This is a genomic window from Gluconacetobacter takamatsuzukensis (genome assembly GCF_014174275.1).
GTDB classification, from domain to species: Bacteria; Pseudomonadota; Alphaproteobacteria; order Acetobacterales; family Acetobacteraceae; genus Gluconacetobacter; species Gluconacetobacter takamatsuzukensis.
Genome location: NZ_JABEQK010000006.1, coordinates 207980 through 222988, shown reverse-complemented (window position 1 = coordinate 222988; position 15009 = coordinate 207980). Strand labels below are relative to the sequence as shown.

Below are 15009 nucleotides of genomic sequence, written 5' to 3'. Positions count from 1 at the left end.
TTCGATGCGTGCCGCCCCCGGACGCCGGCGCTTTCTGCAATGGAGCGCCGGGCTGGCGGCCGGGGGGGTGTTGCCTGACAATCTGCGCCGGGCCATGGCCATTCCGCCGCATCGCGTGACAGGCACGCTTGCGGACGTGGCGCATGTGGTGATCCTGATGCAGGAGAACCGGTCGTTCGATCATTATTTCGGCTGCCTGAACGGGGTGCGCGGCTATGGCGACCCCAGGGCCGAGCGCCTGCCGGACGGGAGTCCGGTCTTTGCGCAGCCGGACGGGAAGGGCGGGCGGGTGCTGCCGTTCCGCTTCGATACCGACCATACGTCCAGCGCGTGCCTGGCGAGCCTCGATCATGGCTGGAAAGGCACGCAGGCGGCGTGGGACGACTGGAATATCTGGATACCGCGCAAGACGGCCATGACGATGGGCCATTTCACGCGCGCGGAGATTCCGTATTATTACGCGCTGGCCGACGCGTTTACGATCTGCGACGCGTATCATGCCTCGATCTTCGGCCCGACCAATCCGAACCGGCTGTATTTCTTCACCGGCACCAACGGGCTGGCCGTCGGCGACCAGGGGCGGCAGGCCGTCGAGAATGTCGATGACGGCAACTGGACCGCCGACATGGCGCATGACCGGGCGTCGTTCGCGCCGTTCCGCTGGGGGACCTATCCCGAACGGTTGCAGGCTGCCGGGGTCTCGTGGCGGGTCTATCAGGAATACGACAATTTCGGCGACAACCCGCTGGCCTCGTTCGCCGCGTTCCGTGGCGTGGACCGGCGATCCTGGGAGTATCAGCGCGCGCGGCGCATCGTTGCCGGGTCCAGCCGCGCGAACATGAACCATTCGGATGGCCGGTATCTTGTCGCGGCCTTCGAGCGGGATGTGGCGAGCGGCCGTCTGCCGGCGGTCTCGTGGATCGTGCCGCCCACCGCCCTGTCGGAACATCCCGATGCGCCGCCGGGCTATGGGGAATTCCTGATCTCGCGCCTGATGGATGTGTTCGTGCGGCATCCGGAGACCTGGGCGAAGACGGTCTTTATCCTGAATTACGATGAAAATGACGGGTTCTTCGACCATGTGCCGCCGCCGGTGCCGGCCCTGGAGACCGGACGCGGGGGCAGCACGGTGTCGGTGACGGGCGAGGTGTATGGCGGCGAGCCGGTCGGGCTGGGCCCGCGGGTGCCGGCCCTGCTGATATCGCCGTGGAGCACGGGAGGCTGGGTCAATTCGCAGGTTTTCGACCATACTTCGGTCCTGCGCTTTCTGGAGGCGCGGTTCGGGGTCGCGGCGCCGAACATCACGCCCTGGCGCCGGGCGGTCTGCGGCGACCTGACCTCGGCCTTCGATTTCACGCGCCGGGAGGCGCCCTGGCCGGCGAGCCTGCCGGATACCGCGGACTATCCGGGCCGGACGCGAGCCTCGTGCCGCCTGCCGCCGCCGGTGATCCCCGACCGGCAGTCCCTTCCCCGCCAGGAAGAGGGGCAGCGCCCGGCGCGGCCGCTGCCCTACGACCTGCATGCCGACCTGGACGCGGAGGGGACGCTGCGGCTGGGCTGCGCCGGCACGCAGGGGGCCGTGTTCCGGGTGCGCGACGGGCAGGGCGTGCGCCATTATACGGTGGGGGCCGGGGACAGCCAGGCGGTGGCGATCGCCGGGGCGATGACGGTGCATGGGCCAAACGGCTTCTACCGGCGCTTTGCGGCCTCTCCCGGGTTCGCGGTGGCCCTGCGGGCGGGCGGGTCCACCGATGCGGTCGTGCTGCGGCTGGGCCATGGCGCCGATAGCGCGCGCCGGGTCGTGATCGCGGATGGCTATGGCGGGGAGCGGCGGGAAGTCGTGGTGCCGCCCGGACGTTCGGTCGATGTCACGATCGGGATCGGGGCCAGCGATCATTGGTATGACCTGACGGTTGGGCTGGACGATGGCGCCCGGCGCGTCGTGCGGCTTGCCGGCCATCGCGAGACCGGGCGGCCCAGCCGGACCGATCCGGCTATCGGCGGCAGGACGGGGCCGACCGTCTGACAGGCCGACCCGGCAGGCGCCGCGGGGCGATCCCGCGCGGGGTGCCTGTGCCGGTGGCTCCGCTCTTGTCCAGGGTGCCCCCGGGCGGCCGATGCGGGCCGTGAGGCCTGTGCGGCGTGGCGCGCGCGGCCTGTTCATTCTTCAAATAATGTCTGGATCATCTGTCTTCTGGACAGCTATTGGAAATTTATCTAACACAAGGAAAGGCATGAGAGGCACGGACCGCGAGCGTTCGTGTTCCTGCGGGGAACGATGGGGCTATTCCATTGTTCTTCCAAGAGGTCCGGAGCCTGTCATCATCGTGAAGATGGTACATTACGGACGCGCGCTGAACGTTTTGATTCCGTCATAAAAGAACGTAAGCCCCTGTCATCGCCAGTCGATCCGCTGGAGCGGGCATGGGCTGGATAGAGCGTTTGCTGTTGACGGTTATCGCGGTACTTGTCGTACAGGACACGCTGCGCGAGGGGGCTTGATTGGGCTGGAGACCATATCGTTCGGCAGAAATGAAGCGAGGATTCGGCACGGCCGCGATGCTGGTCGGGGTCTTTGGCCTGAGCTGTCTGATCTCCCGCTTCTTCTTCACCGACGAATTCGGCTATGCCTCTTTCTGGCCGCCGAACGCGGCGATGCTGGTCGCGCTGCTGACCTTGCGTCCCCGCCTGGCGGTGGGCGTGCTGGCTGCCTGTCTGGCGATCAATTTCGGGATCAACAAGATCGCCGACGCCCTCTCGCCACCCGAGAGCTTTCTGGCGTGCTCGCTCAATATCGTGCAGGTGCTGCTGGCAGCCCCGATGACGCGGCGATTCTGCGGGGCGACCATCGATCTGACGCGTTCGCGCCGGTTTGCGGTGTTTACCGTCATCGCGCTTCTGTCGGCCGCCATCGAGGCGGGGATCGGCGTGGCCATCGAATATCTGGTGCTGGACGACGTCACGCCGCCACTCCGTGAATGGATACAATGGGTTCTGTGCGACGCGCTGGGGCTGCTGCTGGCCACGCCCGCCGTGCTGAACCTGCTGCGCTATACCCGCCCGGGGCGGGTGAGGCGGCAGGTCGAGAAAGAGAATGTCTTCCTGCTTCTGTCCTGCGTGGTGCTGACCATCCTCAGCTTTGCCTGGGCGCGTTCGCCGCTGTTTCTGTTCCTCTATCCGGCGCTGGCGATGCTGGCCTTCCATGCCCGCCCGGCGTGGAGCCTGACGGTGGTCTTCTTCGTGTCCGCCTTTGCCTCGGCGCTGACGGCGCGTGGATTGGGGCCGATCGCCAGATTGTCGCCCGACGGCAGCCTGATGCGCGAGGGCATGATGCAGCCTTATCTGTTCTCGCTGCTGCTGGTCGTGCTGCCGATCAACAACGCGGTGGGCGAGAAGCGGCGTGATACCCGCCGGTTGCTGCTGATGAAGGCCAACCTGGAATATGCCGCGACGCATGACAGGCTGACATCGGCCATGAACCGCCAGAAATTCGAGGCGGTTCTGAAGTCGGTCGTGGAATGGTCGCAGCCCGGTGTGGTCTTCTTTATCGACATTGACGATTTCAAGGGGGTCAATGACAGTCTGGGGCACCAGGCGGGGGATGCGTTCCTGAAGGCATTCAGTATCCGGCTGCGCGATCTGGTGACATGGCGTGGCGGTTGTGTGGGGCGGTTCGGCGGGGACGAATTCGCGGCATTCGTGCCCGGGCGGTTTTCCCCCGAGGAACTGCGTGCGCTGTGCGTGACGATCTGCGACGCGTTGCGTGCGCCCTATTGCTTCGCCGGTGTCACGCGGTCGGTCACGGCCAGCATCGGCGCCGTGATGACCGGGATGGAACGCATTACCGCCGACGACCTGATCCATCGCGCCGATACCGCCCTGTACGCGACCAAGGCGGCGGGGCGGGATGGATATACGCTGTTCGAGGAACCGGTGGCCGATCTTGTCCCTGTTCCGGCGGACGACGCGCGATAGGCGTGGCGTCGGGCCCGTATCGCCCCGGCGGGGCATGCGGGAGGCGGGGAGCGGGTGCCGGCGCCGGCAGGATGGTAATCGGGGACGAGGCCATGCGGGGCGCATTGTGCGCTCCGGCCGGACGGCATATGTCGTGTCAGATTCGAAATGATGTGTGTCGCATCCATTCATGAACGGCGCTTTGCAGTCGCCTAGCCTCGCTGTGCGAATGGAAGTGAAGCAGAGAGGCGTAATCTGCGGCATTTATGTCAATATATGTCTGGATGGTCCTCTGCGTCGGGTGACTTAATCAATATAAACAACGTATTGAGGTGGTCGTTACCGGGCGTGCGCCGGTCGCATTTCTTGTTGACTGTTCATTGCTAAAATGTAACATTATTCCGGTCGGTGCCCGATCCGCGTCACGAACAATGATCCTGGAGTCTTCAGCAGAATGCGACGACTTTCAAAAAATAACGGTGTGCGCCTCGCCTCGATGCTTTTTTCTTCGACTGTGATGGTCTCCGCGCTGTCGGTCGGCCATGGGGCGCGGGCGGCTTCGGCCACGGCTCCGCATCACAAGAAGACGGCCAAGGTTGCGAAGGAGGCAAAGCCCGGGCTGGTGGGCGCGGCGCCAGCGGCCGCCGTGCCGGCCGGTGGGGCGGCGCATGCGGCGGCGACGCGGGCCGCGCTCCAGGTTCCGTCGCAGGGTGAGGATATCGCCATTTCGGCCCAGCGCCGCGCCCATGGCACGATGATCACGGTCGGGGCGAGCGCGATCGCGCGTGCCGTGGCGGGCACCAACCCGCTGAAGGTGCTGGCGCAGCAGCCCGGCGTGATGTTCCAGGCCGACGATCCGCAGGGTGTGGATACCTGGTCGACCCAGATCTATATGCACGGCTTCCTGCAAAACCAGATCAGCACGACGCTGGACGATATTCCGCTGGGTGAGCTGGCCTATCGCAACTATAACGGCCTGAATCCGATCCAGGCCATCAGTTCGGAGAATGTCGGCCGGCTGGACGTCTCGACCGGTGCGGGCGCCGAATCGGTGGCCAGCACGAACAATCTGGGCGGGTCGATCGAATATCATTCCTCCGACCCGAAGAAGAAATATGGTGCCACGGTTGCGCAGACCTTCGGCAGCAACAACCTGTTTCATACCTTCGTCCGCCTCGACAGCGGTGAGCTGAACCATACGGGCACGAAATTCTATGTGTCCTACATGCGCAACAACACCGACAAGTGGAAGGCGGGCGGCAATCAGTTCTTCCAGCAGGTGAACGCCAAGCTGCTCCAGCCGATCGGCGAGGATAGCAGGATCTCGGCGTTTTTCGATTTCAGCCAGTACATGCAGTATAACTACCAGGATTACTCGCTGGATATCTGGAAGCACGGCGGAAACTATATCGACAACTATTATAACGGGAAGGCCAGCGGCTATCTGGCGTCGTATGCTGCGGCGCTTGGCAATTATCCGAGCTATCTGAACGGAATCAGCGACAAGGCCGATGCTGCCTATTACGATGGTGCGTCCGCCTCGACCGATCTGTTCGGCGGCCTGACGGGCGATTTCCGCCTGACCGACCGGGTGCGGTGGAAGACCAGCTTCTATGGTCATGGCAGCCAGCAATACAATACCTGGAGCAACCCGTTCTATCCGTCTCCGAACGGTGCGCCGATGTTCGAGCAGGTCAAGGAGCCGAGCATCCAGCGTTTCGGTGTGCTGTCGTCGGTGCAGTATGACGTCGCGCACAACCATATCGAGGGCGGCGTCTGGTACGAAAACAACAAGTTCGTTTCGACCATGTATGCCTATGAGCAGCCGCTGGTGGTCAATGGGGTCATCCAGGGCACGCCGGTCAATACGCTGGGCGATTTCACGAAACTGACGCCGTTCATGCAGCTGTTCGGCCAGATCACCAATACCAACACCTTTACGGCGTTCGTGCAGGATACCTACAATCCACTGCCCAACGTTGCCCTGCATTTCGGTTTCAAGTCGCTGCTGAATACCTCGCGCGCCGGGGATGGCTATTACAATACCGCCTATTACGGGCCGGGCGCCGAGGCGGCGGGGACGCTGACGACGGCCAGGGCCTTCCTGCCCCATATCAGCGGCGACTGGCATTTCCTGACGCATCACGAACTCTATTTCGATGTCGCCGAGAACGTGCATGCCTATCCGCAGGGCCAGTTCAAGACCGTCTCGTCACCCTTCGCGGTGACGCAGGCCGCGTTCGATTATGCGCGGCCGAGCCTGAAGCCGGAAAGCGACTGGGCCTATGCGGTCGGGTATCGCTATTCGGACCATTTCATGGATGCGACCCTGCATGCCTATCACACGGACTTCTTCAACCGCCTTCAGCAGATCACGTCCGGCAGCATCGTGAACCCGGTCTCCACGGTGCTGAATGTCGGCGGCATTACGATGAATGGCGTGGATGCCGGCCTGACCCTGCGGCTGATGCGGGGTCTCTCCCTGTATAACAGTATCAGCTGGAATCATTCGACATACGACGACAATGTCACGACCCAGGGCGTCACGTATTATTCCAAGGGATCGCAGGTCGTCGCCTATCCGCGCCTGATGTATAAATCCAGCCTCAGCTATGCCTACAAGGGCTTCGATACGAGTATCGATGCGTCCTACATGTCGCAGCGTAATCTGAGCTATACCGGCGATACGAAAGTGCCGTCCTACTGGCTGGCGAATTTCAGCATGCGCTACAAGTTCGGCAATATGGGGAAATATGCCCATTCGCTCGGCTTCATGCAGAACCTGGAACTGGATTTCAACGTCTACAACCTGACCAACCAGTTCTACGTTTCGACGATGGGCGAAAACGGCTTTCCGCTGTCGGGCGATGCCCAGTCGTTTCTGCTGGGGGCGCCGCGCCAGTTCTTCGGATCGATCCGCGCGGAGTTCTGAGGCTGGATCCTTTCTCCGCAGCGCCGGGCGTTGTGGGGAAGGGGGTCGGGAAAGCGCGTGGGGGGCGCCCGCGCGCTTTTCCTGTCAGGCCGCCCGGACGGGGCGGAGGGGGATGTCTTCCAGGCCGAGTGCCTCGGCGGTCTGGATGATGTCGGTAAATTGCCGGCCGCGTGCCGGCGGGTGGGACAGCGTGGTGCGGATCGTCAGGTCGGGACCGATGATGTATACCGCGCGTTCCGCGGTCGGTGCTTCTGGAATGATATCGCCGATATCGACCGTCACGCCCTGCCAGGCGCGGGCGACGCGGGTTGCATCCTGTTGCGTGACCATCGTGAAGCCCGGGCCGTACGGGCTGTCATCGTCGTGAGCGGGTGACAGGCCGAGCAGACGCACCGGTTGGGAGCGGGAGAGCGCCCATGCGCCGGCGCGGCGCAACCCGTCCAGGTCGTAATCGGCCGGGTGGGTGATGACGATGCCCCAGCTTCCCTGCTGCCAGGCATGGAAGTGAATCGGGCCCGCATTCGTCTCTGCCGTGAAATCGGGGGCCTGCCATCCGGGGAACAGCGTCATCGTCGGATCTCCTGTTCAGCGGGGCTGGGCAACCAGGCGCAGATAGGGGCGCAGGGTCTTCCAGCCATTGGGGAAGAGGGTGCGGGCCTGCTCATCACTGACCGAGGGGGCAATGATGACGTCGTCGCCCTCGTGCCAGTTGGCGGGGGTGGTCACCTTGTGGCGGTCCGTCAGTTGCAGGCTGTCCAGCACGCGCAGGACTTCGTCGAAATTGCGCCCGGCCGAGGGCGGGTAGGTGAGGGTCAACCGGACCTTCTTCGCGGGGTCGATGATGAAGACCGTGCGCACCGTGACCTTGGGGTCTGCCGCCGGGTGGATCATGTCGTAGAGGGCTGCGACCTTGCCGTCGGCGTCGGCGATAATCGGAAAATTGACCGTTGCGCCCTGGGTTTCGGCAATATCGGCCGCCCATTCGGCGTGGCTGCCGACGGGGTCGACGGACAGGCCGATGACTTTGGTGTTGCGCTTCGCCCATTCCGGGGCGAGCTTGGCGACGGCCCCGAGCTCGGTCGTGCAGACCGGCGTGAAATCCTTGGGATGGCTGAACAGGATACCCCAGGATTCTCCCAGCCACTCATGAAAGCGGATGGGGCCGATGGTCGTCTCCTGCTCGAAATCGGGCGCGACGTCGCCGAGATGGATGCTCATGATGCCGGTATCCTTCCAACCAGGCCCCGACATGCGGGGCGCTCGATAACGAGCTTATATCGTTATATCGAACATTCAACGTTGAATTTGGTATTATAAGGGGCCGCCGGGATGCGTCTGGTGCAACCGTACCGGGCGAACTGGCTGAAAGCAGGCTGTCGTCCGGGCTGGAGCCTGGGGTGGTAGTTTGAAAAATATATATTTAAAACAATATATTGATATGGTTTACGTTGCGATGTGCGCATTAATAACGTGAATAATCGTAATATGAATCATAACACGAACATATGTTGTTTTAATCTTGACGGGCATCGAGGGGGCTGTATCGTCCCCCGTGTCGCCATTGAGATATGGCGTGATCATCAGGGGTATGGAGTCCGATGACCCTTATGAATGCGCGAATGTGTCGCACCGATCGATGTAGCGCGGGATGGTCCGGCCACAGGGAGCCGGCGCCCGCCCGATAACGTGTCGGCGGTGAATGCTGCCGGCGGACCCGCGCAAGCGGAACGACAAGGCAGCAGGCAATGTTTGAATCACGGATCGTCGAAATAGAGGGTACGTTTCTGGGTGCGCTGATCGTGGAGGCCGACCGCAAGACGCGGCGCTTCTATGCCGCGCATGACAGTGTGCGCCCCCTGCATAACCGCGTGCTGGCGGAGCCGGACGAACTGACGCGGCAGGTGGTGTGGCAGTTTCGCCGTGCCCACGCGGACAGCCTGGCCCAGGCGCGGTAAACGAGAAATCGCCGGAAGGTTTGAGACAATGAGTGGATTTCGTCCTCTGCATGACCGTGTGGTCCTGCGGCGTATTACCCCTGCCGAACGGACGGTGGGCGGCATCATCATTCCCGACTCGGCGCAGGAAAAGCCGGTCGAGGCCATTGTGGTGGCGGTGGGGCCGGGGGCGCGCGACGAACGCGGGCAGGTCGTGCCGCCGGGTGTGCATGAAGGCGATCATGTCCTGTTTGGAAAATGGTCGGGTACTGAAGTGAAGATCGGGGGCGAGGATCTTCTGATCGTCAAGGAATCGGACCTGTTCGGCATCATTGCCGGCGCACGCTGACATTCGGAGAGCATCATGGCTACGAAAGACGTCAAATTCGCGGGCGATGCCCGGGCGCGGCTTCTGGCCGGCATCGATATCCTGGCCGACGCGGTGAAGGTCACGCTGGGGCCCAAGGGGCGCAATGTCGTGATCGAGAAGAGCTTCGGCGCGCCGCGCATCACCAAGGACGGCGTGTCGGTCGCGAAAGAGATCGAACTGGCCGACAGGTTCGAGAATCTGGGCGCGCAGCTTCTGCGCGAGGTTGCCAGCAAGACCAACGACCTGGCCGGCGATGGTACCACGACCGCGACGGTGCTGGCGCAGGCGATCGTGCGCGAGGGGCTGAAATCGGTGGCGGCGGGGTTCAATCCGCAGGATATCAAGCGCGGGATCGACCATGCCACTGCCGCCGTGCTCGATGAACTGCGGGCCCGTACCCGCCCGATCGCGACCAGGGAGGAGACCGCCCAGGTCGCGACCATTTCGGCCAATGGGGAGGCCGCGATCGGGCGGATCATTTCCGACGCCGTGCAGAAAGTGGGCAAGGACGGTGTGATTACCGTCGAGGAAGCCAAGGGGTTCGAGACCGAGCTGGACGTGGTCGAGGGGTTGCAGTTCGATCGGGGGTATATCTCGCCCTATTTCGTGACCAATACCGAAAAGCTGATCGCGGATCTGGAAAATCCCTACATCCTGATCCACGAGAAGAAGCTGTCTTCGTTGCAGGCGTTGCTGCCGTTGCTGGAGAACGTGGTCAAGTCGGGCCGTCCGCTGCTGATCATCGCCGAGGATGTGGAAGGCGAGGCGCTGGCGACGCTGGTGGTCAACAAGCTGCGCGGCGGGCTGAAGATCGCGGCGGTCAAGGCACCCGGTTTTGGCGACCGGCGCAAGGCGATCCTGGAAGATATCGCGATCCTGACCGGGGGCGAGGTCATCAGCGAGGATCTGGGCATCAAGCTGGAATCGGTGACGCTGGCGCAACTGGGGCAGGCGCGCCGGGTGGTGATCGACAAGGACAATACCACGCTGGTCGATGGCGAGGGCGAGGCGGACGCCATCAAGGGGCGGGTCGCGCAGATCCGCGCGCAGATCGCGGAGACGTCGTCGGACTACGATCGTGAGAAATTGCAGGAGCGTCTGGCGAAGCTGGCGGGCGGGGTGGCCATCATCCGTGTCGGCGGTTCGACCGAGATCGAGGTGAAGGAGCGCAAGGACCGGGTGGACGATGCGCTGAACGCGACGCGCGCGGCGGTGGAAGAGGGGATCGTGCCGGGTGGCGGCACGGCGCTGGCACGGGCGGCCTCGGTCGTGGCGCGGCTGCATTTCGATAATGAGGACCAGCGGATCGGCGGCGAGATCGTGCGCCGGGCTCTTCAGGCGCCCCTGCGCCAGATCGCGGTGAATGCCGGCGAGGATGGGGCCGTGGTGGCGGGCAAGGTTCTGGAGGTCGACGATTATCACTATGGTTTCGACGCCCAGCTTGGTGCCTACAAGGATCTGGTGGCGGCCGGTATCATCGACCCGACCAAGGTGGTGCGCACCGCGTTGCAGGATGCGTCGTCCGTCGCCAGCCTGCTGATTACCACCGAGGCGCTGGTGACCGAGAAAGCCGAGGCGAAATCATCTGCTTCCACGCCGCAGGGTGCGGATCCGGGATATTGACGAAAACGGCGGATCGCGTTCGTCCGCCGGGGCGGACGCGATCCGTTTCGTCTTCGGCGACGAGGCGGGAACAGGGGATGGGGGCCGACATCACCAGCCTGGGGGCCTATTTCGCGCGGGGCGGGGTGGATGCGGCGGCGGTCGATGCCGCTGCCCCCTCGGTTTCGCCGGCGGGTCTGTGGGAATTGATTCGGGGGGAGGCGCGCGCCCATCGGGACCCGGTGCTGCGGGACCTGACGCGGCCGAGCATTCTCGACCAGCCGGATTTCGCGACCGCTCTGGCCTATCTGCTGTCGCGCAAGCTCAGCAACGATCTGGTGCGCAAGGCCACGCTGTTTGCACTGATCCGGGATTTCCAGATCAGCCATCCGCCGGCGGTCGAGATGGCGGTTGCGGACCTGGCCTCGATCCGCGAACGCGATCCGGCCGCCAGCGGGCTTCTGGTGCCGTTCCTGTTCTTCAAGGGCTTTCATGCGATCCAGTCCTATCGGGTCGCGCACTGGCTCTGGCACGAAAACCGGCGTCCGCTGGCGCATTATTTCCAGGGGCGGGCGTCGGAAGTGTTTGCGGTGGATATTCATCCGGCCGCGCGGCTGGGGCAGCGGGTCATGTTCGACCATGGGACCGGCATCGTGGTGGGCGAGACCGCGGTGATCGAGGATGACGCGGCCCTGTTGCAGAACGTCACGCTGGGGGGAACCGGCAAGGAGGCCGGCGACCGGCACCCCAAGGTGCGGCGGGGCGCGCTGATCGGAACCGGGGCGAAGGTGCTGGGCAATATCGAAATCGGCGAGGGGGCCCGGGTGGGCGCGGGGTCGATCGTGCTCAAGCCCGTCGCGCCGTTCACGACCGTTGTGGGCAATCCGGCGCGGGTTGTCGGTGCGCCGCACAGAGGGCTGCCGTCGCTGACCATGGATCAGAGCCTGCCGGCCGCCGAGTGCGAGATTTAATCGCCCGACTGCCACTGCATGACATGCACCGTGTCGGCCAGGGCGGCACCGAGATGCGCTCCGGGGGTGAGCAGGATGATGGCGCGGCGGGTGGCGCGGCCGCCCTGGCCGTCCTGCACAGTGATGTCGGCCTGGAAGCTGGTGGGGCGGTTCTCGTCGCGAGAAGGGGGGGGCGTTGCGTCGCCTGCCTTGCGCAGGGCCTGTCGCACGGTGGGGTCGGCCAGCCCGCTATCCGGATCGTTGGGCTGGGTGACAGACAGGTGCGGCGTGAGGGCGCGCAGCAGGGTCGGGTTCATGCCGAGGACCAGTCCGATTTCGTCCATCGTCTGGAAGGCGCCCTGTGGCGGGCGGTAGGTCAGCCCTGCCGCCAGATAGCGGGCGCGCATGGCCGCGACGTCGCCCTGCGCGCTGCTGCGCCATTCCACCATATTGGCCGCGATCGATGCGGCCTGGCCGGCGGTCGCGCCGCATGCCTCCAGCAGGGCGGCCAGCAGGGGGCGCGGCGCGGTGTTGGGGTTGACGAGGCCGGCCTCGCTGCGCAGCCGGGTCGTCGTGGTCATGCCGTCCATCTGTGTGACGTAGGCGCGGCCGTCCAGGGCCCAGCGTGCGGTGGAGCGGTCCCGGGCGTGAAAGATCGCCTGCCAGACGGCGCCGTTCGCGGTTTCCTGCATCTGGGCCGAGAGCCTCAGCGCGCGGACGGCGCGCAGTTCGGTATCGGCCGTTGCGATGACGGTGGAGACGAGCAGCGACAGGCCGACCAGCGTCCACAGCACGATCAGCAGGGCGAAGCCGCCCTGGCGGTTCCGTTCGATCCGTGCGGGGACGCGGCCTGTCACCGGTCCAGCCCGACCTTCTGGCGCAGCGGGCGCATCGGGTCGGCGCTGCCGGTCGTGTGCATCGGCGTCAGCTCATCGGGCACGTTCGCGGCATTGGGATGGGTGTCGCGCAGGTCTTCCATCAGGCTGACCGCGTCGCGCTCGTCATGGATGACGTGGGGGGTGATCAGGATGAGCAGTTCGGTGCGCTGGCGGTTGTTGTTCTGGTTGCCGGCGAGGAAACCCAGGACGGGGATGTTCTTCAGCCATGGAATGCCGCTGTTGGCGCGGCTGGAATTCTCGGTGATCAGGCCGGCCAGCCCCACGGTCTGCCCGTCCTGCACCACGACGCGGGAGCTGACCGAGCGGTCGTTGAAGGTGGGATTGGTGCTGGTGCTGGTCGTCGTGACCGGGGAGGTGCTGCTGACCGAGCTGACTTCCTGCGCGATGTCCAGCGTGACCAGGCCGGCATGGCTGACATGGGGCGTGACCTCCATGATCACGCCCGTCGGCTGGTAGGTGAACTGGTTGTAGATCGACGTGCCAATGGTGCTGGACTGCGATCCGATCTGGACCGGGACCAGTTGGCCGACCTGCAAGCGGGCCGGGTGGTTGTCCTGCACCATCAATTGCGGCGAGGACAGGACGTGCACGGTGGTGACGTTTTGCAGCGCGTCGATGGCGAATGGCGCGCCGCCGCCGCTGGCGCCGCCGATGATGAAGCCGGGCAGGGTGTGGCTGAATGCCGCGGTCGCCAGCGTGCCGGTGGTGATGGTCTGGCTGTTGGTGCTGAGCACGCCGTTGATGCCGCCCGACTTGAAGAAGAATTGGGTGCCGTATTGCAGCGCGTCGTTGAGCTGGACCTCGGCCACCACGGCATCAATCCGCACCTGGAGCGGCATGATGTCGATGCGGTTGAGCATCAGTTCGACATTGTCGCTTTCCTGGTCGGTGGCGTAGACGAGGATCGCGTTGTGCTGGCCGTTGGAGATGATCCGCATGCCCTGGGGGCGGGATTCGCCGCTTGCGGAACTGTCCAGGCCGCCCAGCAGGGGATTGTTGAAGGGGGCTGCCTGCTGGCCGGCGCCGGCCGCGCCCTGGGTCGCCGGCTGGGTTCCGCCCTGGGCGAGACCGGTCGTGGCGTTGGCGCCCAGGCCGCCGGTCGTGCCGGTGTTGCCGCCGAGGCCACCCGTGCCGCCGCCCATGCCGCCACCGCCCAGATTGCCCATGGCGTTGCTCATGCCGCCGGTGAAGCCGGTCTGGGCCAGTTGCGAGGCCGTGCCCGACGTGCTGCCGGGGGGGAGGGCCGTCACGTTGTCGGGGGTGAAGGCCTGTTGCAGCGTGTAGGTGACGTCGTTCACGTTGGAGTTCTGCACGTAGAAGATGTGCCATGAGCGGATCGTGGCGCGGCGGTTGCGTTCGATCAAGGAGAACAGGCGGCGTGCGTCGTCGATATAGCGTGTATTGCGCGCCACGATCAGCACCGCATTGACGCGGGTGAGGGGCAGGACCTGCACGATCTGCGCCAGGGAGCCGCCGCTGCCGTGCAGGGCCGTTTGCAGGACCGACGCCATATCCTTGGCATTTCCCGATTCGACCGGAAGCAGCGCGTAGGACTGGCTGCTGAGCCAGTCGACGTCGAAGGCGTGGATGACCTCGACCAGCGCATTGCGGGCCGCCGGGTCGCCGCTGACGATGACCGCGTTGCTGCTGTCGACCGGCGTGAGGCGGGCGCCGGACTGGACGAAGGGTTGCAGGGCGCGGGTCAGGCTGGCGGCCTCGGCGTAGCGCAGCGGGACCAGAATATTGCCGCCCAGTGCGGGATTGTCGGTCATTCCGGCGACGCCCGCCTGTGGGCCGCCGGGTGGGGAGCCGGCCGGCTGGCCCTGGCTGGGGACGATGCGGTACAGCCCGTCATTGTGCAGCAGCACGGCCTGGACCTGGGCGAGGATGACCTGCAAGGCCGGCAGCACCTGCGCGTTCGTCAGGGGGGCGGAGGTATGGAGCGTCACCGTTCCGTGCACCGCCGGATCGATCGTGTAGTTTACGCGCAGGATATCGGTCAGGATCTGGGCCGCGGCATCGCGGATGTCGGTATCGGCGAAATTCAGCGACACCTGTCCTTCGCCGGCCGCGAAGCCCTGGGCGCGCAGGGACGGCAGGGTGTTGCGGCCGTAACTATATTGCGGCTGGCCCGAGGCGTCGGTCGTGCCGATGCGCCCTTCGGGGGATTCGGGTGCGGGGTTGGCCAGCGGCAATGCGCCGGAGAGGGGCCTGACCCGTGGCGGACCATTGTCGCAGCCGGCGACCGACAGGCACAGGGCGAGACCGGCCCGGAGGGGCGGCATGCGACGACGCTTCGTGCCCCCGGGCATGCGGCGCGGAATCGTCATGCCGTGGAGGGCGCGGATCAGGATATTCATCGTCTATG

The 15009-nt window shown here is 64.9% G+C and carries 11 protein-coding genes; 7 read left to right on the top strand and 4 right to left on the bottom strand.

Annotation, left to right across the window (positions count from 1 at the left end):
* The first annotated feature begins 4 nt into the window (after positions 1–4).
* From HLH27_RS09910 to HLH27_RS09900, 3 genes are all read left to right on the top strand, one after another.
* Entirely contained in the window at positions 5–2026 is a 2022-nt protein-coding gene (locus HLH27_RS09910; RefSeq protein WP_246375714.1) for a phosphocholine-specific phospholipase C, read from the top strand.
* Between the two features lie 506 nt (positions 2027–2532).
* Positions 2533–3975, top strand: a complete 1443-nt coding sequence (locus HLH27_RS09905; protein ID WP_182949846.1) for a GGDEF domain-containing protein — start codon at positions 2533–2535, stop codon at positions 3973–3975.
* Between the two features lie 475 nt (positions 3976–4450).
* On the top strand, positions 4451–6886 hold the full coding sequence (locus HLH27_RS09900; protein WP_246375713.1) for a TonB-dependent receptor: 2436 nt from the start codon (positions 4451–4453) through the stop codon (positions 6884–6886).
* 84 nt (positions 6887–6970) lie between these two features.
* Here the strand turns inward: HLH27_RS09900 and HLH27_RS09895 are convergent, their stop codons facing one another.
* A complete protein-coding gene (locus HLH27_RS09895; RefSeq protein WP_182949845.1) occupies positions 6971–7456 on the bottom strand; it encodes a thioredoxin domain-containing protein in 486 nt (161 codons plus the stop codon).
* Between the two features lie 15 nt (positions 7457–7471).
* On the bottom strand, positions 7472–8104 hold the full coding sequence (locus tag HLH27_RS09890; RefSeq protein ID WP_182949844.1) for a peroxiredoxin: 633 nt from the start codon (positions 8102–8104) through the stop codon (positions 7472–7474).
* A gap of 527 nt (positions 8105–8631) precedes the next feature.
* Between HLH27_RS09890 and HLH27_RS09885 the strand changes: the two genes are divergently transcribed.
* From HLH27_RS09885 to cysE, 4 genes are all read left to right on the top strand, one after another.
* Entirely contained in the window at positions 8632–8841 is a 210-nt protein-coding gene (locus HLH27_RS09885; RefSeq protein ID WP_182949843.1) for a hypothetical protein, read from the top strand.
* A 28-nt stretch (positions 8842–8869) separates the two neighbouring features.
* Positions 8870–9169, top strand: coding sequence for a co-chaperone GroES (locus HLH27_RS09880; protein WP_182949842.1), 300 nt, complete (start codon positions 8870–8872; stop codon positions 9167–9169).
* A gap of 15 nt (positions 9170–9184) precedes the next feature.
* Positions 9185–10813 carry a chaperonin GroEL gene (groL, locus tag HLH27_RS09875; protein WP_182949841.1) on the top strand — a complete coding sequence of 543 codons (1629 nt, stop codon included), beginning with the start codon at positions 9185–9187 and terminating at the stop codon, positions 10811–10813.
* Positions 10814–10890: 77 nt separating this feature from the next.
* On the top strand, positions 10891–11763 hold the full coding sequence (gene cysE, locus HLH27_RS09870; protein WP_182949840.1) for a serine O-acetyltransferase: 873 nt from the start codon (positions 10891–10893) through the stop codon (positions 11761–11763).
* Here cysE and HLH27_RS09865 read toward each other — a convergent pair.
* Together HLH27_RS09865 and gspD are read right to left on the bottom strand one after the other, a co-directional pair.
* Complete coding sequence (locus HLH27_RS09865) at positions 11760–12599, bottom strand: type II secretion system minor pseudopilin (RefSeq protein WP_338029883.1); 840 nt, start codon at positions 12597–12599, stop codon at positions 11760–11762. The genes cysE and HLH27_RS09865 overlap by 4 nt on opposite strands.
* Complete coding sequence (gspD, locus tag HLH27_RS09860) at positions 12596–15001, bottom strand: type II secretion system secretin GspD (protein WP_246375712.1); 2406 nt, start codon at positions 14999–15001, stop codon at positions 12596–12598. The genes HLH27_RS09865 and gspD overlap by 4 nt, the downstream gene beginning before the upstream one ends.
* Positions 15002–15009: the final 8 nt, after the last annotated feature.

What these genes read in the sequence shown, in the direction of transcription:
- HLH27_RS09910 (WP_246375714.1), top strand. Translation starts at nt 5, where the DNA reads ATGCGTGCCGCCCCCGGACGCCGGCGCTTTCTGCAATGGAGCGCCGGG.
- HLH27_RS09905 (WP_182949846.1), top strand. Translation starts at nt 2,533, where the DNA reads ATGAAGCGAGGATTCGGCACGGCCGCGATGCTGGTCGGGGTCTTTGGC.
- HLH27_RS09900 (WP_246375713.1), top strand. Translation starts at nt 4,451, where the DNA reads ATGCTTTTTTCTTCGACTGTGATGGTCTCCGCGCTGTCGGTCGGCCAT.
- HLH27_RS09895 (WP_182949845.1), bottom strand. Translation starts at nt 7,456, where the DNA reads ATGACGCTGTTCCCCGGATGGCAGGCCCCCGATTTCACGGCAGAGACG.
- HLH27_RS09890 (WP_182949844.1), bottom strand. Translation starts at nt 8,104, where the DNA reads ATGAGCATCCATCTCGGCGACGTCGCGCCCGATTTCGAGCAGGAGACG.
- HLH27_RS09885 (WP_182949843.1), top strand. Translation starts at nt 8,632, where the DNA reads ATGTTTGAATCACGGATCGTCGAAATAGAGGGTACGTTTCTGGGTGCG.
- HLH27_RS09880 (WP_182949842.1), top strand. Translation starts at nt 8,870, where the DNA reads ATGAGTGGATTTCGTCCTCTGCATGACCGTGTGGTCCTGCGGCGTATT.
- groL (WP_182949841.1), top strand. Translation starts at nt 9,185, where the DNA reads ATGGCTACGAAAGACGTCAAATTCGCGGGCGATGCCCGGGCGCGGCTT.
- cysE (WP_182949840.1), top strand. Translation starts at nt 10,891, where the DNA reads ATGGGGGCCGACATCACCAGCCTGGGGGCCTATTTCGCGCGGGGCGGG.
- gspD (WP_246375712.1), bottom strand. Translation starts at nt 15,001, where the DNA reads ATGAATATCCTGATCCGCGCCCTCCACGGCATGACGATTCCGCGCCGC.